This is a genomic window from Westiellopsis prolifica IICB1 (assembly GCF_004323185.1).
Lineage (GTDB): Bacteria > Cyanobacteriota > Cyanobacteriia > Cyanobacteriales > Nostocaceae > Pelatocladus > Pelatocladus prolificus_A.
This window is the reverse complement of the sequence record NZ_NAPS01000001.1, coordinates 3,011,388-3,032,370: the sequence shown is the minus strand read 5'-3', so window position 1 is coordinate 3,032,370 and position 20,983 is coordinate 3,011,388. Positions and strand designations below refer to the sequence as shown.

Genomic DNA, 20,983 nt, shown 5'->3' with positions numbered 1-20,983 from the left:
ATCCCCTTCACTCCTGCGTAGAGTAAAATTGTTGGGCGTAAAAACGAGCATACCTGCCTTCCTTAGACAACAGAGAGGTGTGAGTACCTTCTTCAACTACTTGTCCCTGTTCTAGGACGAGAATTGAGTCTGCGCGACGAACACTGCTGAGGCGATGGGCAATAATAAATACAGTACGGTTTTGCATGACTCGCTCAAGTGCTTCTTGAACTAGTGCTTCTGATTCCGAATCTAGAGCGGAGGTCGCCTCATCAAGGATGAGAATTCGCGGGTTGTTAACTATTGCTCTTGCTATTGCTAGTCGCTGGCGCTGTCCTCCTGATAGGTTCACGCCGCGCTCGCCTACCCAGGTATGATAGCCTTGAGGAAATTGGGTGATAAAAGAGTGAGCGTTAGCAATCTTTGCAGCTTCCTGAATCGCTTTTAAATCTAATTCCTGTTGACCATAACCAATATTTTGGGCGATCGTTCCTGAAAATAAGGTAATTTCTTGAGGTACAATGCCAATCTGACGCCGGAGGCTATTCAATCTCACATCACGCAGATCAATACCATCAATCAAAATTTGACCTGACTGAGGATCGTAAAAGCGAAGTAACAGATTAATTAACGTCGATTTTCCTGCTCCAGAAGAACCAACCAAGGCGATGACATCTCCAGGAGAAGCACGTAAACACAAATCCTTGAGAACTGGCTGACCAGGATGGTAGGCAAAATTAACATGACGATACTCTACCTTACCAACAACTCGTGGCAGTTCCTTTGCATCTGGTTTTTCGCTGATACTAGGCTTTCTCGCCATTAGTTCAAAGATGCGTTCTACGGAAGCTTCGGTCTGTTTGTACTCGTTGTAATTACTAATCATCAGGTCGATGGGCTGGATTAATAGAGCCACAGCAGTCAAGAAGCTGATAAAGCCTTGAGAAGTTAGGTTTCCTTGAGAAATTTGCCATCCTCCCAATAAAAACAGCAGCATAATACTAACTGCTTCCAAAAAACCTACCACCGGAAACTGAACCGATTTGAGTTGTTGAGCGCGATACCTAGCCTGACGATTGTATTCTGCTTCTTGGTTAAACCGGTTGATTTCATACCCTTGGGCTGCAAAAGCCTGAACAATGCGAATACCGCTAAATACTTCAGTTAGGAGTGCAGACAGATTAGAAACATGATTTTGACTCTGACGAGATAAAACAAGTAATCGCTGACCAAATAGTCCGATTAACCAAGCCACGAAAGGAGCCAAAATCAAACCTGCGAGAGTCAGTCTCCAATTCAGGTAGAGCATGTAAGCGGGAATAGCAATTAATTGCAAGAAATTGGAAAGAAACTGATGAGATAGCTTGTCAACAATCTCGCCGACTCGGTCAATATCTTCAGTGAGACGATAAGTAAGGTCGCCCGTCTGTGTGGTTTCAAAGAAATCTAATCCCAGTTTGTGCAGATGAGCATAGACTCGCTTACGCAAGTTTAAAACCATGTTGAGAGCAGCAGCGATCATAAAGATATTCTGCCCGTATTGGCAAAGCCCCCGCACTAAAAATACTAGAGTAGCTAGTCCGAGCCAGTACGCAATCTGGTTAACTTTTCCCTGACCAACAAAAAAAGCGACCTGACCTGCTAGGTAGGGCAATGCTAAGGTAAATAACACAAATCCTAAAATACAAACTAATCCCCGAACTAACAAAGGCCATTCGGGCCACAGATAAGGTAACAATTGCGAGTAGCTAGAACGGACTTTCATAAGTAGTTGCACAAAATGAAATTCATTTGGGGATTGGGGATTGGGGATAAGTTTTGTAGGGTGTGTTGTCGCATAGCGCAACGCACCATCCGGTGGTTTTCGGTGCGTTAGGACGTTCGTCCATAACGCACCCTACCAATTCCTATGTTTATTGAGAATCGCCAGCTTTAGCAGCAAATACTAATTTTCCCCCAAATGAGTTAGCAAAAAGCGGGCAATTCTATCAGATGCACCAGGTGGACCAAATCGCTTAGGGCCATTTTCTTTGCACTTGGCGAGGTATTCCGCATCTTGCAAAGTTTCGATTGATCGTTGAGCCGCTTGCTTGAGAATCTCAGGGGTTGCGGGTTTGGTACCAATAGTTTGGGCATTTATACCCAACAGTCGTGTTTGTGCTTCTGCAAATTGATAGGTAAACTGCGGTCCTTCTCCGGGAATTTGGATCACAGGTTTGCCGATCGCAACTGCTAAATCCACTGCTAATCCTGCCATCCCAATCACGAGGGTAGAGTAACATACAATGTCACTGAAGGCATCTGAATAACATCTCACTTCCACGGGAGAACCTCCAGCAGAAGCATAGGTGAGTAAGCCTTGCTCGTGCTGCCAACTTTGACTTTTGGCAATGTCATCTAGTTCCTGCATTAAATCTGGGACTAAGGCTGCATAAAACTGTAATTCTTGCCCAGACGCCACTTTGGCAATTTCTAACACCAATTGCAACTGCAAACGGAAATTTCGCGCCGCTTCTGGCATTCGAGATCCTGGTAACAGAGCGATCGCGGGAACATTTGGTTTGAGATCCAAGTTTTTGCCAGTGGGAACGAGCCAGTCTAAAGCAGGGATACCACCAAACTTAGCTTTAGTTATACCTTGCCGTTGCAGATCACCAGCGGTATATGCATCTCTGGTGAACACTGTCAAGCATTGAGAAGAATTCAAATCGTGCCACAAAAGCGGATTTAGACGCAATTTTCCTTCATAAAGCGCAGAAAGACAAGAAATAAAAGAGACAAAGGGACGCTTTGTTAAATAAGCAAATGTCTGGGAGATAAAATCCCCAGTAGCCATAATCAAATCGCAGTCAGGAGCATAATGTAACACCGCTTGTAACTGTCGCCACGTTAATCCAATTAATCCCGATTGAAAATCTTTGAGCAAATACAAACGCCTCATATAGAAGAATCCCCCAGAGGGCATTCTTTGCGTCGGCCCAATAATCGGGATGTTCAAGTTGCGGTAAGCTTTTCCTTCCCCCACAATTGGCATTGCTGCCATTTCAACAGAAGGACATAATTGACGCAGGGTTTGAATCACATGAGAGGTGTGGTTGTCCTCTCCATGGCCGTTACTGATAAATAAGATTCGCTTGGAAGACATATTGGGGATCAGGAATCGGGGATTGCGGAAGCATAATCTTGTGCGAAATTTGCTCAAAACAATACAATCAAATCCTGAATTTGTAAACTCCAACAAACCCCCAGATTGATTTGTGGGATCAATTCCAAAATCCAAAATCCAAAATCCATAGACGCGTAAGCGACTTCCCGCAGGGTAATCCAAAATCCTGTTAGAGGATGACCCCCTATTCGCCAGTTGTATCCCCATGAGTTGTCGGGGAGCTACATATATTTTTGGGCGTTGCTGAATCAAGATATGAATTTATCATTCACGCTTATGTAGAGACGCGAAATTACCCTGCGGAAACGCTAAAAGCGAACGCGTCTCTACAAGGATTTCCTATCGAACGACAAATATGTACACAAACATCATTCATGACCAAATTTAGCAACGCCTATTTTGGACTATTGACTATTGACTATTGACTGAATTTTGTTCAAATCAATACTAAATTTAGTGGCGATCGCATCAATTACTTTTTGTTCTGCTGGCTTAATTTCACCATCTATTTTGGCAATTTTGTAACCCTGAACTAACAGTGGTATGGCAAAATCTCGGTTAAGTTGATTCAGCAGTTCTTGCAATGGCTGGGGTGATTTAATATCTTTGCCTATTACTTCTAAAGAAGCTGGACTGAGATTTAAGGCTTGTAACTCTGGTAAAATTTCTTCCCAAGTCTTGTCTGGATGTCTGGCGAGGATCATGTGAACTAAAATTTGATCCATCACTGTTTGTTGAGCGATCGCAGTTTCTAAATAATTTTCGCTTTCTTGCTTGAGTTCTGCTAAAGTTTCTTCAGAAGTTAAAGATTTGGATTCATCTAGCTTGGCTTCATAAAATCGACAAGCCGCATATCCTAAAGAATAAATCATCGTTGCGTTTGAGCTAGCACCAATCACCGCCCCAGCAAAAGGTACATTTCGCAACAAACCTAAACCTGCTGTTCTCAACAGACGACCACCACCGAAAGCTAAACCAAAAATTGCCAACACTTCACCTTTACGGCTCTGATCTTTTAAATCTAACCCATAGGAGGCAGCAATCTGATAAATCATTTCTGACTGCAACTGGGTTGTAGCTGCTAAATCTATCGCCAATAGGGCCGCGGCAAATCCTGGTAATATACTACTTGCAAACCCTATTCCACCTGCTTTCGCTGCTTTCTCTACCATAATCCGGTGAGCAATTTGGCTAGGTGATTCATCAGGATGTTCTTGCTGAAGCTTTTTCACCGTAGCTGCGGATTTTTCTAAATCAACATTGTCACTCGCACCAACCAACCAATTAAGGTTTAACACCCCAGCAACTCTACGGATAAGCCAATTCTCACCGAGACGTTCTGTTACATGTCCTGCTGTATGAGTTGCTTGCTCAATTAGGTGTCGTGCTTGCTTGGCTGCTGCTTCCCCTACTTCAGCTGCTGTTTCTGCAACTGCTTTTCCAGCTTCGATCGCAGTGCTACCAGCTACTGTTCCTACTCCCACAGCAGTTCCTGCTGCACAGCCTAATGTTTCGGCAAAGGATTCTAATAAAGTATGCTTATCTTCTTTGATATCGGTAGCAGGTGTATTATCTGTTTTTTTATCTTTTTGAGATTTATCTGCCATTGCTTGGCACCTTCAATAATATTCTTTCTATTTAGGTTTTAGCGGAGGTGCGATCGCCTTGACCTCTTTCTCTAAGGATAAGTCGGTGGTGAAAAATCAGGACTAAAGTCCTCACTACGAATGTAAGTTCTGTGTTTTTAGGAAGTTACATTCTGCCAAACTGGAATTTCAATACAAAATTCTGTTCCTTCTCCTTGTTTAGAAGTGCAACACAACACGCCTTTATGACTTTCAACGACAATTTGATAGCTAATAGATAATCCTAAACCAGAACCACGACCAGCAGGTTTGGTAGTAAAGAAGGGATCAAATACTTGTGCTTTGACTTGTTCACTCATCCCAGGACCATTATCAGCAATTCGTACGCGGATATTATTAACAGCAAGTTCTGTGGAAATGCGAATTTCTGATTTAGTCAAAAGTCCAGAATTTATAACTATCGACTGTTGACGATGAACGGTTGACTCTTCTAAAGCATCGATGGCATTATTCAGAATATTAAAAAAGACTTGATTGAGTTTATCTGGATAGCATTCAATGTTGGGTAATTTGCCATAATCTTTAATAATTTGAATTGCAGAATTACGATTTTGAGAATTAAGTCGGTGTTGTAAAATTAATAGAGTACTTTCTATGCCTTCGTGCAAATTCACAGATTTCATCTCAGCTTCATCAAGGCGTGAGAAGTTTCTTAAAGAGAGGACTATATCACTAATACGTTTAGCACCCACTTCCATAGATTCCAAAAGTTTAGGCAAATCTATTACCAAAAAATCGAAATCTATTTCTTGCGATCGCTTGAAAATTTCTGCTCCTGGTTGAGGACAGTATTTTTGATACAAGCGCAACATATCAAGTAGATCAGATGTGTATTGATTGGCATATAGTAAATTGCCAGCAATAAAACTGATCGGATTATTAATTTCATGGGCAATACCAGCAACAATTTGTCCTAAAGAAGACATTTTTTCACTTTGAACAAGTTGAGTTTGGGCTTTTTTCAAATTTTCTAAAGATACTTGTAAGGCACGTTGCGCGGCAGAACGTTCGGAAATTTCTAATAATAATTGGTAATTAGCATCTTTTAAAGCCTTGGTTCGCTTGTCTATCTGAATTTCTAATTCCTCCTTAGCCTGAGATAATGATTTTTCTGCTAATGCTCTTTCTTGGTGGAGAGCAATTGCTGCGGCGGCTGCTGCTAATAAATCTACTTCCAAGGAATCCCAAGAACGTGCTTCTTGGCAATTATCAAAACCAATAAAGCCCCAGAATTTATTGTTTACTATTAGGGGCAGAACCAGAATCGAGAAAATTTTATGAGTATTAAGTATGCCTTGTTCTGGCTGGGGAAATTCTGTAGCTATACCTGCAACAATATCACCCCTTGCTAACAATTCAATCCAACGGGGAAAAATCTCTAGCAAGGGTAAATTTTGTAAGTTTAGGTTGTTAATTTCTTTAGCGCACCAGACGCCACGCTGGCGAGGAAACAATTTTTCTGTATGATTTCGCAAGTTCTCGAACAGGTAAACACGACTAGCACCAGAAGCTTGCCCTAAAGGTTCTAAAATATGTGTGTAACAATTGCCATCAGTATCATCAGCTAGCAATCGCCGTTGTACTTCTACTAGTGTTGCTAAATAACGTTCTCGCTTCGCTAAAGCAGCTTCAGTGTGTTTGCGTTCTGTAATGTCCATTAACAAGCCATCCCAGAGAATATCACCATTTGCCAGTTTCTCTGGACGAGAAGCACCAGAAAGCCACTTCAACCTTCCACTAGGATTAATAAAACGTCCTTCCCAGACCCAAGGTTGTAAGGTTGTAGCTGAGATAGCAATAGACTCATCTAAACTGGGGCGATCATCAGGATGAACTTGTGATAGTACCAGTTCCCCATTTTGTTGTACCTGTTCTGGCTCTAATTCAAACATTTCCCGACAATAGGAACTGAGATAGGGAAAATCCATCGAACCATCAGGATGTAGGACAAACTGATATATTACCCCTGGCATGTGGGTTGTAAGTTTATGAAACTTGGCTTCACTTTGTCGTAGGGCCTCTTGGGCTTTTTGACGCTGGTTTGCCTCCATTGCTAAAGTAACTAAGTCAGCAATACAACCCCCAAAATTTTGTTCTTCAATAGTCCAATGGCGCACACCCCCAGTAAATTCGTGACAGACTACCCCAATCATTTTCCCTTCTAACCAAATAGGTGCATCTAACATAGATGTGACGCCAACCGCAGGTAAATAGGCTGTCCCAAATTCCCAGGTACGAGGATCGGTATAAGCATCATTAGCAGCAATAGTACGCTCTGTTTCTAATGCTTGAAAGTATTCTGGATAGTTTATTGCTGCTAATTCTGTACCACTACTGTGACGGTTTAGCGTTTGCTCGTAGAGATTGAGACAGTGAATTTTGGAGCGATCGCGATTGTAAAGCCAAACGCTAACACGTTCTACTCTCAATGTCCTAGCAGCAGCTTCTGTAATTTCATCTAAAGCATTATTTAAATCACCTAATGCCATAGTTTTACTCTTAGCCAGTGTCAACAAAACTTGATTTTGTTGTTCCAAGCGAGTTTGAGTGTGATGCAGGCTAACTTCACTACTTTGTCGTTCAGTAATCTGACTGAAAGTACAAATTGTTTGCTTTGTATGATCTTGCAGTTGAGTATTTACCAGCAACCAAATGTAACTACTATTTTGGGGATGAGTAATACCCAATACCAAATTTTCTTGTTTTGAAAGCAGCAGTCTTGGATTAACAAATGCTGTTCCATCTGCTTGCAAAACTTGCCAACTACCATCAAAAGCAGTAGTTCCCAAAAGTTCTTGTTCTGTACGATGTAGCAATTGAGAACCTAACACATTGCAAAAGAGAATTTCTGCATTTGTACCCAATACCATTAAGCCGACTGGTATTTGCTGGAGTAGGGAAGAAGAGGGAATTGATAAAGACACAGGAATAACAAAACGTGTAGACACGCGTCATTAATAGGGGTTTATGATTATACTTTTGTTCATACATTCTTAATATATAAGTAGAACGATTTGAAAAAAACAAACTATGTGAAGTAATGTCAAATTACTAAAATCTAGTTCGTAGTAAGGACTACCCTATGGAAACGCTAGGCGTACAGTCCTTATGTGAGGACTAAAGTCCTGATTATAAACCTTTAATTATTGAGGCTGTTCTACTTAGATAAGAATATAAAAACAATACAGAAATACGCGTATTTATATTATTTTTACGGATGAAATAACTATATTAAGTATTTTAATTATAAAAATAGAACCTTTGTTACAAATAGACAACCGAAATAATACTACTATAAAAATTATTTATTTAAAACATTTTAATTACTAGCCATTGCTTTATTACAAAGTACAAATGACCAATGACCAATGACTATTGTACAGACGCGATTCATCGCGTCTACCAATGACCAATGACCAATGACAAATTGTTAACAAATTTAAAGAGCGGGCTGAATTATCAACCCGCTCTTGTAACTTGTTATAAGTGAAACAGTATAAATTGCTTAAGCTCACTATCCTTCTTGCGAGACTTCGTAGGAAGCACACTTGATTACACATTTTTTGTTTCCTTCAACGAGCTATCCCTAATCTATGCCGCAGTTTCCATCCAGTCGTAGATTTGTTCTAACTGTTCGAGAGTTATCAACCCGTACTGCCAAAGAATCATTGGCAAAGGGCCAGGATCTTGCTTGCTGTGGCGGAGTGCAACATTGATAGAAGCCGCCGAAATTGCCAAATCCTCTTGTAAAAAACGAATTAGTTGTGTGTAGTTAGATGGTAGCATTTTGTAGTTCACCCCCTTATTTTGTTTATGCTTTTCCCTGAGACTACTGTTAGGTATTAGTTCACAGGGCTTACAGCAAGCCTTTTATTATTCACTGAGCTAACACAATCAATCGATAAACGATGCTTGTGCATCTTGTGTTTTTGAATAAAAACACTGTTGAAGTTATTAATTGTAGCGCTACTTTTACTTTGTAAATATCGAGTAGCTAACCTAGCTAAGTTGGGTTTATCCTTTTTACCTCAGTTGTTTAGCTAAACACACCTGTAGTGAGAAGGATTCCTTAGCTAAATAATCGCTCATTGGCGAATCTTTACACGTACGCCAAAAGATAGATTTTAGTTACAGAAAGCGAAAGTATAGGCCCCAGCTTGAATACGTCAGGGCTTATCTGTTTGACACTGTTTTAAATATTAACTTGACTATTAACTTTTTTACTAGGTAGTTAATTATTTTTTTATCAAAATTTTCTTATATCTTGTCATATAAGCGTTTTAGCATCATAGTTGAATATTTTATCTGCGTAATTTAACTGAGTCCAAATAAGCAATTTTAACAAAATCTCCTTTTTTTAATCCTAGTTCGCTAGTTCGTCCAGAACGCAGTTCAATGACTTGATCTACTAGGGTTTTGGGACCATAGGTAGGGCAACGTTCAGCAGTACAAGGTGGAACAGCGGGTGCGATCGCCTGCACAACTCCTTTGCGTAGAAAAACCATATCTAGAGGTACAGGTACATTTTTCATCCAAAAATTGACCGCCATCGGTGTAGGAAATTGAAACAACATTCCTCGATTTGGGCTTAAAGCGGGTCGATACATTAACCCCATTGCTTGTTGTTCTGGTGTTTGTGCCACTTCCAAATCAATTTTGGTGCCATTGGGAACAACAGCCTGAGCGGAAATAGGTAACTGCTGACCCTTACTAGTATCAAGTGATAATTGCTCAGTTTTCACTGGTTGAATTTGAGAACTAAGTGTATCAGTGGAAGATTTTGCTGCTGGAAGAGATGAACAGCTTATTAACAGGACACTTGTGAGGATAAGAAGGATAGTTTTGGTCATTGGTCATTGGTCATTGGTCATTGGTAGACGCGATTCATCGCGTCTGTACAATAGTCATTGGTCATTGGTTATTGGTCTTGGTCAGTAGATAGGGAACTTTTAACAGTAAGTTATTGAATTTGATAACTGATAACTGGTAACTGGTAACTAAGATTCTCTCAAGACATAACCGACACCGCGCACTGTTTGAATTAGGCGCTTTTGTCCTTCGTCTTCTATTTTTAAACGTAGGTAACGAATATATACTTCTATCACATTTGATTCACCCATGAAGTCATAACCCCAAACATTTTCCAAAATTTGTTCGCGGGTTAGGACTTCGCGCGGATGTTCCATCAGATATTTTAGTAATTCAAATTCTTTCATTGTTAAGTCGATCGCCCGTCCATTATAAATAGCGCGACGGGTAGCGAGGTCTAAAACCAAATCGGCAAAACGTAACTGTTCTGTGGTGTCTACATCAGGTTTTAAGTAGAGGCGAATTAAGTTTAAAAAATCTTCCGAACGGTAAGGTTTAAGAAAATAGTCATCAGCTCCTGCTTCTAGGCAAGCTATCCGGTCATCAACTGTATCCCGTGCCATTAAGACCAGCACAGGCGATCGCACTCCTGTGGTTCTCAGATTTTTACACAAAGACAGTCCAGATTCTCCTGCCAGCATCCGGTCAATCACAACTAAAGCTGGTTGGCGATCACGGCTTTGTTGCAAACCGTTCACCCCATCATGAGCCACAACAGAATCATAGCCAGATTCTTTTAAATCAAAAGCGATCTGATGAGCCAAACTCTCGTCGCTTTCAATCACCAAAACACAGGGGTTGTGAGCAAGCGTCATATGGATTTTGGATTTTAGATTTTAGATTTTAGATTTTGGATTTTAGATTTTGGATTTATACAAATGTTCTAATGAACGTTTGTAGATCAGGATAGTAGCGTAATTAATACGTTGAGAGTGATTAAGATTATCCTGAACTGACACGCTATTCCAAATTTTGTAGCACGTCAAACTATAGCTTTAGCAATAAAAAACTCTATATGCAGAAAATTTAATCTCTAGTTTAATATTTGGGGTAATGGGTAATGGGTAATGGTCATCCTCTAACAGGATTTTGGATTTTGGATTGACCCCACGGACGGGTCTGCTTTCTTGTTGAGGATTTTGGATGTTGGATTTTCGATTTATTCCACGGAAGGGTCTGCTTTCTTGTACCATCAAGGAATGATTGGTCAATAATTATCTCCCCATTTCCCCGATCCCCGTTACCCCTTCGCCCCTAATCCCCACTCCCTTGGGGGAGTGGGGGCCCCGAGTTCCCCAAAGGGGACCCCACCTTCCCATTATCCCCAAAGGGGACCCCTACCTTCCCCAATCCCCAATCCCCTTTCCCCGATCCCCGATTACGGCAACTCCACTGAGGTTGGTTTAGCAATATGTGGCAGACCCCAACCTAGTTTTTCCCTGAGAACTCGGAAAAATTCTGGCGATTGCAGGCGAATAAATTTAGCACAGTATTGCGATCGCTCTACGTTTACGCGATCGTCTGGCAAAACATAACACCCGCCATTACCATCAACTACCATTACCAATCGAGGAGTATTGACTGGGTAAATGTTGACTGGTTCTGTATCAGGAAATACTAATGCCCTTGATGCCAAAGAATGGGGACAAATAGGCACTAGCTGTAATGCAGGTACACCCGGAATTACAACCGGACCCCCAGCACTCAATGAATAAGCAGTAGAACCTGTTGGTGTAGAAATAATCACACCATCAGCAGCAATATCAACTGGTGCGTGACGACCCACTGCAATTTCAAAATGACACATCGAGGTCAATGGTTCTCGATGTAACACCATTTCATTCAAACAGAGGGCTTCCCACAGGATTGAATCTCCCCGAAACACTCTGACAGTGAGCATTGCTCGTTCTTCGATTTCATACTTATCCGCGATTAGTTGATCTATTGCTTGAGGTAGCTGATTGAGGTAAGTTTCCGTCAAAAATCCCATGTGACCTGTATTTACAGTGAGCATGGGGATACCACTACAAGCAACTAAACGGGATGCTGCCAAGACTGTGCCATCTCCCCCTAGCACGACAGCAAATTTTGTTTCTGGGTCGAAACCAGGAGGTGTCAAACCCTCAATAGGTGTGTGACATATAGGACTTTCTGGGGTAGAGTAGCCCAACATGCCACCGATACCAGTTGTGATGCAGACATCCCAACCGTGGGCGGTGAACTTTTCTTTAAGTTCAATAGCGACGCGACCGGCTATCGGTTTAACGTCGTTGTAGATAATGCCTACTTTCGGCACACTCAAATATCCAATCTTTAGGCACTGCTCTTTATTATGTTAATCGTGACATACTTTGGTCAATTTAGTCATTAGTACAGACGCGGTGTTCCTGGCGTCTGTACAATTGTCATTGGTAATTAGACTTTTGTTAATAGCTTTTGACCATTGACCATTGACCATTGACTATTGACTATTGACTATTGACTTTTTTAAAAGGAGTTTTTTTGTCTTTTTTCTTTTTATTTTTCTCGTAATCTAGCTCTTTCAGTTTCTTCATAATGCGATTGAAGTACTCTTGCAAGTAGCTTTCTAGGGTTGTGGTGTCTTTGGAATCAAAGCCAAAAACCTGGTATGCTTCATTCATCGAAGCGTTGAGAGGTTTACCACTTGCGAGTACTTCTGTAAATGCTAGCCTGTCTGCTACATTCCATCCCCACTGGAAGAAGCGGAGCATTTTACGGACAGTACGCAGTAAATTAATTGGCATCCGTGTTACTCTAGCTTCTCTGCCTGATAAGCGTTCGCACAAGCTAATTATTTCTTCTGCACTCCAAGCACGAGTACCCACAACTGGGAAAGTCCGCTTTTCAGTTTCTGGTACACTTAATGCTCGAACTGCAAATTTAGCTATATCCTGAGTGTCCATGTAGGCTATGGGTGAAGATTCACCTGTTACCCAAACTGGCTGATTTTCTAAAATGGGGATTCCATATTGACCAATTAAGCCCTGCATAAAGCCGGCTAATTGTAAGGTGGTATAGTTTAAGCCCGATTCTGCCAAATAAATTTCTGTACACCGCTTAATTTCCATCAGTGGGACTTCTGGGTATTTGTCGGCATCCAGTATGGAGAAGAATATAAAACGCTCTATACCTGCTGCTAAACATGCTTGAATTAAGGATACCTTGCCCTCCCAGTCCACTTTTTTAATACTTAATGAATCGGTAGGACGAGATGTAGCCGCATCAATTACGGCAGTAACACCTTCTAATGCAGCTTTTAATGTCTGGGGGTAGCACAGGTCTCCCGGTACAAGTTCCGCACCCCACTCTTTGAGAAATGCGGCTTTCTTAGCACTCCGGACAAGACAACGTACTTTATACCCCTCATCGATGGCACGACGAGCCACTTGTCTTCCCAAGGTGCCAGTGGCACCGACAATTAATAATGTCATGAGGGTTTTTTGCGAAACTTAAAGTTTTATGAATAAAATCTTAACAGAATTAGATGAGCAAACAAAAGTTTACATTTTTTTCATTATGACTGGAGCGAGAGACTACAGCAAAGCCTCTCGGTCTGGTAAAAATTTCAACTCAAAGAATTATTCTTCTTCTGCACCCTGGACTTTTAGCAACAACGCACCTAAAGCCCAGCCTACAAAAATTAAGCCAAAGGATAGTAGAGCTGCATTGAACATTTCGCCGCCCATTTGTTGTAGTTCTCCTTTTTTACAAATTGTTGAATTAAGTTAAGTCTACCAGAGCCTTTTAGAACTGCTGTTAGAATTAAACTAATATGAAGTATTGTGACACAGGTTCTCAGATTAACCTATAAAAATAAAGCAGAATAACATAGTATGTCTTGCTTGCTTTGGTGATTATTTGTGTAGACAGCCACAAAGCAAGTGCTGCTATTTGTTATACTCCATTTTCCTTTGTTGGGTGACACTTAACATTATCGCATTGAGGCGGTTTTAATGAAGGAAAGTGACAAGCTGTGTTAAGAAAATCATTTATATGATGTCTCAGTCCGAGCAAAAAAACCTCAGATCACCATTACAACATCGCCCACGCCTAGCGCTAACCTTGGGAGATCCAAGCGGAATCGGACCAGAAGTGATACTAAAAGCTTTGGCAGATCCAGAACTGAGCAAAAATTTTGATGTGACGATTGTGGGTAGCCAAGATTTACTTTTGGAAAACTATACTAGGGTTCTTGTCAGTGGGAATTTAGTACCTCTAGCGAATCCAGAAAATTTATCAATTCTGGATGTACCGTTAGAAGAAGAAATGAAACGCGAAATTGTGATGGGGACAGGTAATGCAGCCAGTGGTGCAGCTAGTTTCGCCTACATGGAACGTGCGATCGCCTGTACTCAAAAAGGTGAATTTGATGCGATCGTGACTGCTCCGATTGCCAAATCTGCTTGGAAAGCAGCAGGATATGATTATCCAGGCCAAACAGAACTTTTAGCCGAAAAGTCAGGTACAGATAAATTTGGCATGTTGTTCGTAGCGCGATCGCCCCACACAAGTTGGACACTACGGTGTTTACTTGTTACTACACATATACCTTTATGTCAAGTACCTGAAGCATTAACACCAGAGTTGCTGACAAAAAAACTCGATTTACTGGTGGAATGTTTAGAAAAAGATTTTGGTCTTGATAGTGGCAGAATTGCGATCGCGGGTTTAAATCCCCACAGCGGTGAACAGGGACAACTCGGACATGAAGAATTAGATAAAATTATTCCCTGGCTAGAACAAGAACGGCAAAAACGTCCCCAATGGCAACTAAATGGCCCAATTCCGCCCGATACAATGTGGGTTGAGCCAGGTAAAGCTTGGTACGGTGGCGTTGACTCAACCAAAGCCGCAGACGCTTACCTGGCACTTTATCACGACCAAGGTCTAATTCCGGTCAAGTTAATGGCATTTGACCGGGCTGTTAATACATCTATCGGTCTACCTTTTATTCGTACATCGCCAGATCATGGTACAGCGTTTGATATTGCAGGTAAGGGAATTGCTGATGCAACCAGCATGAAAGCAGCGATCAACTTAGCAGGTGAATTAGCAAGGGTGAGGAGACAAAACAATTCAAAATTCAAAATTAAATAATTAACCACAAATCAACAATCAAATCTTGACTATTGACCCTTGACCCTTGACTATTATCTGTGGTGTTTTTAACATTCACAATCAATGATGAATAATAATAAACTTCGCAACATACTCATCGGTACTGGAATTGCTGCTGTTGGTGCTATTGGAACTAAAGCCGCGGTAGACTATTTCCGCAATCGTGGGAAGGAGGAAGTTGTTGATGAGAGTCAAGGTGATGCTGTAGCTACGTCTCCCCAAGAAGTTGCTTATGCAACTGTAGAAACTAACTCTGTACAAGATTTTCTAGACAAAAGTTTTGGTGAAGCAGGACGTTACGTCCCAAATCGACCACCTAAAATATTTGATTATGAAAACAATCAATATATGGTCATTTGGGCATACGACAATAAGCAACAAAAAAATCAAATGTTGGCTTTTCTCTACACTGATCAAGGTCGGAAGATGATCGCCAGTGTTGGGTATACCAATGATAAAACTGACTACAATCTGAATTTAGACAGCACACCTTTTGCTGTGGAAGTGAATAATCAACAATTGCGTTCTGGAAAATCTGAAACTAGTGGAACAAGTGATGTTGATTTTGTATTGACTTAAAAGTTTTTGAATTGATTTTTTGTCAAGGTGGTTGAAAAGCCACCTTTTTTATTAATTTATTTATGCCGATCTCATTATTTCTGTTCAATCGCATCTTTGGTAATTTTATATGCTTCCACAAAAGTTCGATAGGATTCTTGAGAAATCTGTTCAGCAATCAAATCACTGGCTACTTGTTCGAGAATTTGGTCTAATTCTTTGTGTAGTAAATCTTTGCTGACGGTTTTATCTTGTAATAATACTACGACTGCCTTAATATACTCCGCAGAAATTTCTCTTTGTTTTTGCTCTATTTCTTGATAGGAAATTTCTTTTTCCCTTTCTATTGCTTCTCTTGTAGTTTTATAAGCTTCATTAAAAGTACGAAATGATTCTTGAGAAATTCTTTCGGCGATTAAAGCCTCAGCAGCATTTTTAAAAGTATGATCTAGTTGTTTTTGTCTATCTTCTAGCTTACCTATACCTTTATCCATTAATTTGATAGCCGTATTAATATAGTCATCCGCTTTATCTTTTTTCCTACGTTCAACCCATAATTTCAGTTGTCGTAACCAAGAAGCTACTAGTAAGAAAGTTGTTAAAATTAAGGCTAAAAAATCTGCATTTTCTTGGACAAAAGATGGTTTGTCTCGTTCGTAAAAAGCGATCGCACCTGGATGAATTGGTATACCTGTACCATCATTATCTCTGGGACGTGTAATACTAGCAACTAAAGGTTTGACTTCGGCATGACTTTCCGCGATCGCATCTGCTATTTCTTGACGATTTTCAAATATAATGCGTGTTATTTCTCGAATTACATTGTCATCGATTTTTTCGCTAGCCACCATTAGCCGATCTATAGCGACTGTATCTAATTCAGTCAATGGCATAGGTGGATTACCCCTGTATGCTCCTTGGGGAATTTTCGCATTTTCAAAAGCAGGATACTTGATTTTCATTGCTTGTGCTTGAGCAATTGCTAACAAGCGCCCATCTTGATCTTGGACGAGCTTGGCAATACCAAGATTACCTAAAGCGCGGACACGAAACAACGCATCTGCTCTTTTTGATTTAAAGTCTTCCTCTGCTTGCCGATCATCGTAATATTTACTTTGTAAACCTGAAATTATTACATCTGGTTTATCTTGTTTCACCAAACCATAATGTTCTGCAATTTTCAAAAAAGATTTATATTGTCCACCTTTAGCAGGTAAAGCAATTGTTTTACCCCGCAATTGTTCAAAGCTCTTAATATTTGGATCTCTGACGACTAACTGGAACAAATCTTGATACAACACTACTACAGCCCGTGGAGAAGCTTGAATCTGAGAAGTTGCTGAGTGAGATTGACGACTTTCAATCATATCCATTTCTTGCCCAATCACATCTGCTTGAGCCGTCACTAACTCAGCTTTTCCTGTCTGTAACATTTCTAAATTTTCTGTTGTACCGCCGGTTGCAACTACTTTAATGTTAATGTTGGATTTTTTTTGTACGACCTTTTGAATAGCCTCGCTAATAATATAGCTTTCTCCTTCTGGATCTCCCGCAGCAAGAGTAAGTTGTGGTGAAGTGAGGCGGACAATTATATTCGAGATAATAAATAAGACTAAACCGACGCTGGCAAAACCAAGGCTAATAAATACTAATTTTGATTGAGAATCAAGGTTTTCAAAAAAACTGATAAAACCCAAATTCCGAGGATTTTTAGATATAGCCATACATGTAAAGTTTTATCTAGTAAAGCAATTAATATCATAATAATTTAATGTATTATATTTAACAAAGATTAAGTCTTGGTTAAACGTCAAAAATAATTTCCAAACTGACAAAACAAATTTTGAAAAAGCAATATACCTCTAGATAGATAGAGAGAAATTCATCAGCTTCATTCTCAAGAAAGAGAAGTTTTAGTCGCTTTTTTGGGTACATTTTGGTCAGTCACTCAAATTCTGCACTCATCTTTAGGGAGATTCAAATCCGGAGGACGCTGTGTGTGTTCATGTCTTGGCGTTCTCAGGCTTTGTGAGTGTGCTTAATCAAAATAAATGAGGAAAAATTATGGATAACAAACTTGTAGAAAATATAATTCCTTCACAGCCCCCAATTGATGCACAGTCTGATGTGCATGTATTGAAATCTCGTTTAGAGTGGGGAGAACCTGCATTAACAATTTTAGATGTGCGCGATCGCCAAACTCACAACCAAGGACATATCACAGGTGCGATGCCAATGCCATTAAATGAATTGGTAGATCGTGCAACAGCAACCATCGCCAAAAGTCGGGATATCTATGTTTACGGTGCAACTGAGGAAGAAACAGCCCAAGCTGCACAGTCGTTGAGAAGTGCTGGTTTTGAACATGTATCCGAACTCAAAGGTGGTTTGGCTGCATGGAAAGCAATTGGTGGTGCAACTGAAGGTGTTGTAGAAGCACAAGTTCCTCCCAGTTCTGGTGCATACAATGTTGTGGATCGTTTGAAAGAACACACAGAACAAGCAGAAAAAGAAGTATAAATTTTAGTCAATTGTCATTGGTCATTTGTCATTCGTTGAATGGACTTATAGTTCTTGGTTCATACTCTTACCTCTTTTTGTAAGAACAATAACCATTGACAATTGACCATTGACCATTGACCATTGACAATTGACCATTGACACAAAAGTCAATGTTCAAATATATCCTTAAATTGCAACAAATCTAGGGAAACGATAGTCGGTAAAAACTGAAAGCATTCTTGAGCGATCTGCAAACGTTCTTCTCGTTCAAGCATTGCGATCAGTTTCTGCTGAACTTTGAGCAAGTAGCGGACATCGTTAGCAGCGTAACTAAGTTGAGCTTCTGTGAGTCGATCAGCGTTTCCCCAATCGGAACTTTGGGAACTTTTATCTAGTTCTACTTGTTCTAGTTCTTGCACGACATCTTTTAAGCCATGACGTGGTGTATAGGTACGAGCTAATTTACTAGCTATTTTGGTACAGAAGACTGGATTGACGTGAATCCCTAGATGGTAACGTAAGGTAGCAACATCGAAACGGGCAAAGTGAAACACTTTAACAATATTCGCTGCTTCCAGTAATTTTTTTAAGTTAGGAGCTTCAGTTTGTCCTTTAGCAACACGGATGGCTGTTACTTGGCCTTGGCTATTACATAATTGTACTAAGCACAAGCGATCGCGCTGCGGTATTAATCCCATTGTCTCTGTATCAACTGCGATCGCCGTAAGGCGGGTGCTTTGCACCATCGCATCAGCTTGTAAATATTGGGATAGAGTAGTGTCGCTCAGGTCGCGATCGCAAACTTGAAAATCTTGTAATTCCATGTAATCATCACAAAAATAAAGCAGTGTCTACTAGAAAATAATCCCATCAGACACTACATTATTGTAGTTGTTGGTTAGTGGTTAGTGACTAATAATAATTACCGATTACCGATGAAAATTTGTGTCAAATAAACTTCACCTTTATTGTTGGTAGCCACACCAATTCCAGTTAGATTGTAATTGCCTTTAATGTTGACTAGATGCTCAGGACTTTTGATCCAGCCAGTGATAGCTTCTGCTGCTGGGTCACTATATCCTAAATTATAAGCAACATTTTCGGCGGCGCTTATGTAGCGAATAGGAATAGCATTAACTCGCTGTTCAAATCCTTGATGGCTAAAGGGGACTTTACCTCTAGCCATATTTTGGCTATGAATTCTTGCTTGTTTAGAGATATTTGCATTTAGAGTGAGTTTTTTTAGACCCAGAGAAGCTCGATATCGATTAATTCGCTCAAAAACTAATTTTTCCAAATCAGTTGTTTTGAAAGTAGCAACAGACGCAATCTGAGGTGATGGATTCAGTAACGTCTGATTGGCGAACAAATTTTTCGTTGAAGTGTGACCTAGTGAAGTGGTTGTTAACCCACCAGCAAGGACAAGCATACTTAAAGCAGTGCCAAAAGCAGATTGTCGAATCATGAACGATTACTTAAGTAGTTTACTTGATTGATGAGACATGCACCCTGGATTTTTGTTGCTTGAGATACTCGTATAATTTTCAGTATTCAAGAACTTTCCAAATGTTTGCCTATCCCGATTTTGGCGTTAATTACAGTTAATTACAATCCTATAAATGTGAAGTAATTCCAAATAAAAAATGAAATATTCAAGAAGTTAAATAAACACCTAATTTTATTCCAGTATTTGCACTTAATTAAATTTACTATTTTTTTCACATCCTTATACATTTATACCTTTACATCTTTTTTAATAAAAATTAAATAACTATTAAATCGTCTCAATTCCTACTCTTGGAAGCTGGAAAAATTGTTATTTTCCTGAGCGAATAAAGCTTTGAATAACTGGATTCCATTATTGAGCTAAATTGATGAGTCGAATTAATGGATTTGTTGGACGTCGCCATTTCTTGAAGCTAGCAGGTGCAGGAAGTATTGGTATAGTAGCCAGTGTTACTGGTTGTGAAATATCAGCCAATGTACAGCAAGCGATCGCACCCCAAACAACTCTCGCTGATGCTGTAACAGCCAATCGTATTCCAGTTAGTCCTGAAAAAGCTTTAAAACGTCTACTGGATGGAAACCAGCGCTTTGCACAGCAAAAACCTCAATATCCTAATCAATCTAGGGAACGTAGACAACTGATTGCTAAAGCCCAATATCCTTTTGCTACGATATTAGGCTGTGCAGATTCTCGCGTCCCAGCAGAAATCATCTTTGATCAAGGATTAGGGGATTTATTTGTAGTCAGAATCGCTGGTAATGTTGCCTGTGACGCAACCATTGGTAGCGTAGAATACGCCACAGCAGTATTAGGTTCTCAACTCATTGTAGTTTTAGGTCACAAAAAATGTGGTGCAGTCGCAAAAGCACTTGAAGATGAACCCGTTTCTGGCAGAATGGGTTTGATAATTGAAGGTATCAAACCTGCTGTTGAAACAATCAAATCGTCTCCAGAAAATTTACAAGATCATGCAGTTGTAGCCAACATTAAATATCAAGCAAATAAGTTAATAGAAGATTCAACAATTTTATCTAGACTTGTTCGTCAAAATAAACTTAAAATTGTTGGCGCTCGTTACGATGTGGATACTAGTAAAGTATCTATCGTAACCTAATAAAAGTCTGTTGGTTGGCAATGTGAGAATTGGTATCAACAAATGCAATTGATCTTATACAGTAAGCCGGGATGTCATTTATGTGAGGGTTTGCAGGAAAAGTTAGAAAAAATTGTAGAGATGGAAAATTTTCCATCCCTACAGCTAGAAGTTCGGGACATTACCACTGATGACGATTGGTTTAAAGCTTACCAATATGAGGTTCCTGTCTTGTTTGTAGCCAATCAAGCAAACTGCGCTCAGGATGTCCATCCCGCAAACAGAGAACAGAAAATACAACTTATACCCCGTCCTTCTCCCCGTGCAACAGTACAACAGTTGGAAAATTTACTCCGGAAGTATCTATAAGTATTTGTAGAAAAAGGAAAATAGTGCAGAATAAAGCGCAAGCTATCGGTTAGGGTTAGTCCCTAACCCTAGTAGTCCACCACACCAACTTTGCTGGGTTCGTAGTGAGGACTTTAATCCTCAAATATTTAAGCACCCTTGGTGCTTACTACGAA

18 protein-coding genes are annotated in these 20,983 nt (G+C 40.2%); 5 read left to right on the top strand and 13 right to left on the bottom strand.

From position 1 onward, the window contains the following. Positions 1 to 7: 7 nt before the first annotated feature. The 10 genes from B4U84_RS12500 to petM form a co-directional block, all read right to left on the bottom strand. Positions 8 to 1,744, bottom strand: coding sequence for an ABC transporter ATP-binding protein (locus B4U84_RS12500; RefSeq protein ID WP_131118223.1), 1,737 nt, complete (start codon positions 1,742 to 1,744; stop codon positions 8 to 10). 180 nt (positions 1,745 to 1,924) lie between these two features. After that, a complete protein-coding gene (locus B4U84_RS12495; RefSeq protein ID WP_131118220.1) occupies positions 1,925 to 3,124 on the bottom strand; it encodes a lipid-A-disaccharide synthase-related protein in 1,200 nt (399 codons plus the stop codon). A gap of 425 nt (positions 3,125 to 3,549) precedes the next feature. After that, positions 3,550 to 4,752 carry an EcsC family protein gene (locus B4U84_RS12490; RefSeq protein WP_131118217.1) on the bottom strand — a complete coding sequence of 401 codons (1,203 nt, stop codon included), beginning with the start codon at positions 4,750 to 4,752 and terminating at the stop codon, positions 3,550 to 3,552. A gap of 137 nt (positions 4,753 to 4,889) precedes the next feature. Then, on the bottom strand, positions 4,890 to 7,661 hold the full coding sequence (locus tag B4U84_RS12485) for a GAF domain-containing protein (RefSeq protein WP_131118926.1): 2,772 nt from the start codon (positions 7,659 to 7,661) through the stop codon (positions 4,890 to 4,892). 721 nt (positions 7,662 to 8,382) lie between these two features. After that, positions 8,383 to 8,577 carry a DUF2949 domain-containing protein gene (locus B4U84_RS12480; protein WP_016859551.1) on the bottom strand — a complete coding sequence of 65 codons (195 nt, stop codon included), beginning with the start codon at positions 8,575 to 8,577 and terminating at the stop codon, positions 8,383 to 8,385. A gap of 515 nt (positions 8,578 to 9,092) precedes the next feature. Beyond that, the gene (locus tag B4U84_RS12475; protein ID WP_131118215.1) at positions 9,093 to 9,641 is read right to left on the bottom strand and encodes a DUF192 domain-containing protein; all 549 of its coding nucleotides are present in this window, start codon (positions 9,639 to 9,641) and stop codon (positions 9,093 to 9,095) included. Positions 9,642 to 9,788: 147 nt separating this feature from the next. After that, positions 9,789 to 10,475 (bottom strand): response regulator transcription factor NblR, encoded by a 687-nt coding sequence (gene nblR / locus B4U84_RS12470; protein ID WP_016859549.1) that lies wholly within the window; start codon positions 10,473 to 10,475, stop codon positions 9,789 to 9,791. Between the two features lie 563 nt (positions 10,476 to 11,038). Next, positions 11,039 to 11,956, bottom strand: a complete 918-nt coding sequence (locus B4U84_RS12465) for an NAD(+) kinase (RefSeq protein ID WP_044446815.1) — start codon at positions 11,954 to 11,956, stop codon at positions 11,039 to 11,041. 172 nt (positions 11,957 to 12,128) lie between these two features. Next, the gene (locus B4U84_RS12460; RefSeq protein WP_044446817.1) at positions 12,129 to 13,112 is read right to left on the bottom strand and encodes an SDR family oxidoreductase; all 984 of its coding nucleotides are present in this window, start codon (positions 13,110 to 13,112) and stop codon (positions 12,129 to 12,131) included. A gap of 147 nt (positions 13,113 to 13,259) precedes the next feature. Continuing rightward, positions 13,260 to 13,367, bottom strand: a complete 108-nt coding sequence (gene petM / locus B4U84_RS12455) for a cytochrome b6-f complex subunit PetM (protein WP_016859546.1) — start codon at positions 13,365 to 13,367, stop codon at positions 13,260 to 13,262. A gap of 310 nt (positions 13,368 to 13,677) precedes the next feature. Between petM and pdxA the strand changes: the two genes are divergently transcribed. Together pdxA and B4U84_RS12445 are read left to right on the top strand one after the other, a co-directional pair. Next, on the top strand, positions 13,678 to 14,778 hold the full coding sequence (pdxA, locus tag B4U84_RS12450) for a 4-hydroxythreonine-4-phosphate dehydrogenase PdxA (RefSeq protein WP_131118924.1): 1,101 nt from the start codon (positions 13,678 to 13,680) through the stop codon (positions 14,776 to 14,778). 87 nt (positions 14,779 to 14,865) lie between these two features. Next, complete coding sequence (locus B4U84_RS12445; protein WP_131118922.1) at positions 14,866 to 15,378, top strand: hypothetical protein; 513 nt, start codon at positions 14,866 to 14,868, stop codon at positions 15,376 to 15,378. A 74-nt stretch (positions 15,379 to 15,452) separates the two neighbouring features. On the opposite strand, the gene B4U84_RS12440 is transcribed toward B4U84_RS12445, so the two are convergent. Continuing rightward, entirely contained in the window at positions 15,453 to 17,081 is a 1,629-nt protein-coding gene (locus B4U84_RS12440) for a TAXI family TRAP transporter solute-binding subunit (protein WP_131118211.1), read from the bottom strand. Positions 17,082 to 17,421: 340 nt separating this feature from the next. On the opposite strand from B4U84_RS12440, the gene B4U84_RS12435 reads away from it, so the two are divergent. Continuing rightward, positions 17,422 to 17,877, top strand: a complete 456-nt coding sequence (locus B4U84_RS12435; RefSeq protein WP_044446823.1) for a rhodanese-like domain-containing protein — start codon at positions 17,422 to 17,424, stop codon at positions 17,875 to 17,877. A gap of 149 nt (positions 17,878 to 18,026) precedes the next feature. On the opposite strand, the gene B4U84_RS12430 is transcribed toward B4U84_RS12435, so the two are convergent. Further along, a complete protein-coding gene (locus tag B4U84_RS12430) occupies positions 18,027 to 18,683 on the bottom strand; it encodes a ribonuclease H-like domain-containing protein (protein ID WP_017313014.1) in 657 nt (218 codons plus the stop codon). A gap of 98 nt (positions 18,684 to 18,781) precedes the next feature. Next, positions 18,782 to 19,324: a CAP domain-containing protein gene (locus B4U84_RS12425; RefSeq protein WP_017313015.1), complete on the bottom strand. Its 543-nt coding sequence runs from the start codon at positions 19,322 to 19,324 to the stop codon at positions 18,782 to 18,784. A 409-nt stretch (positions 19,325 to 19,733) separates the two neighbouring features. On the opposite strand from B4U84_RS12425, the gene B4U84_RS12420 reads away from it, so the two are divergent. Then, on the top strand, positions 19,734 to 20,480 hold the full coding sequence (locus tag B4U84_RS12420; RefSeq protein WP_017313016.1) for a carbonic anhydrase: 747 nt from the start codon (positions 19,734 to 19,736) through the stop codon (positions 20,478 to 20,480). Between the two features lie 42 nt (positions 20,481 to 20,522). Beyond that, on the top strand, positions 20,523 to 20,828 hold the full coding sequence (locus B4U84_RS12415; protein ID WP_131118208.1) for a glutaredoxin family protein: 306 nt from the start codon (positions 20,523 to 20,525) through the stop codon (positions 20,826 to 20,828). Positions 20,829 to 20,983: the final 155 nt, after the last annotated feature.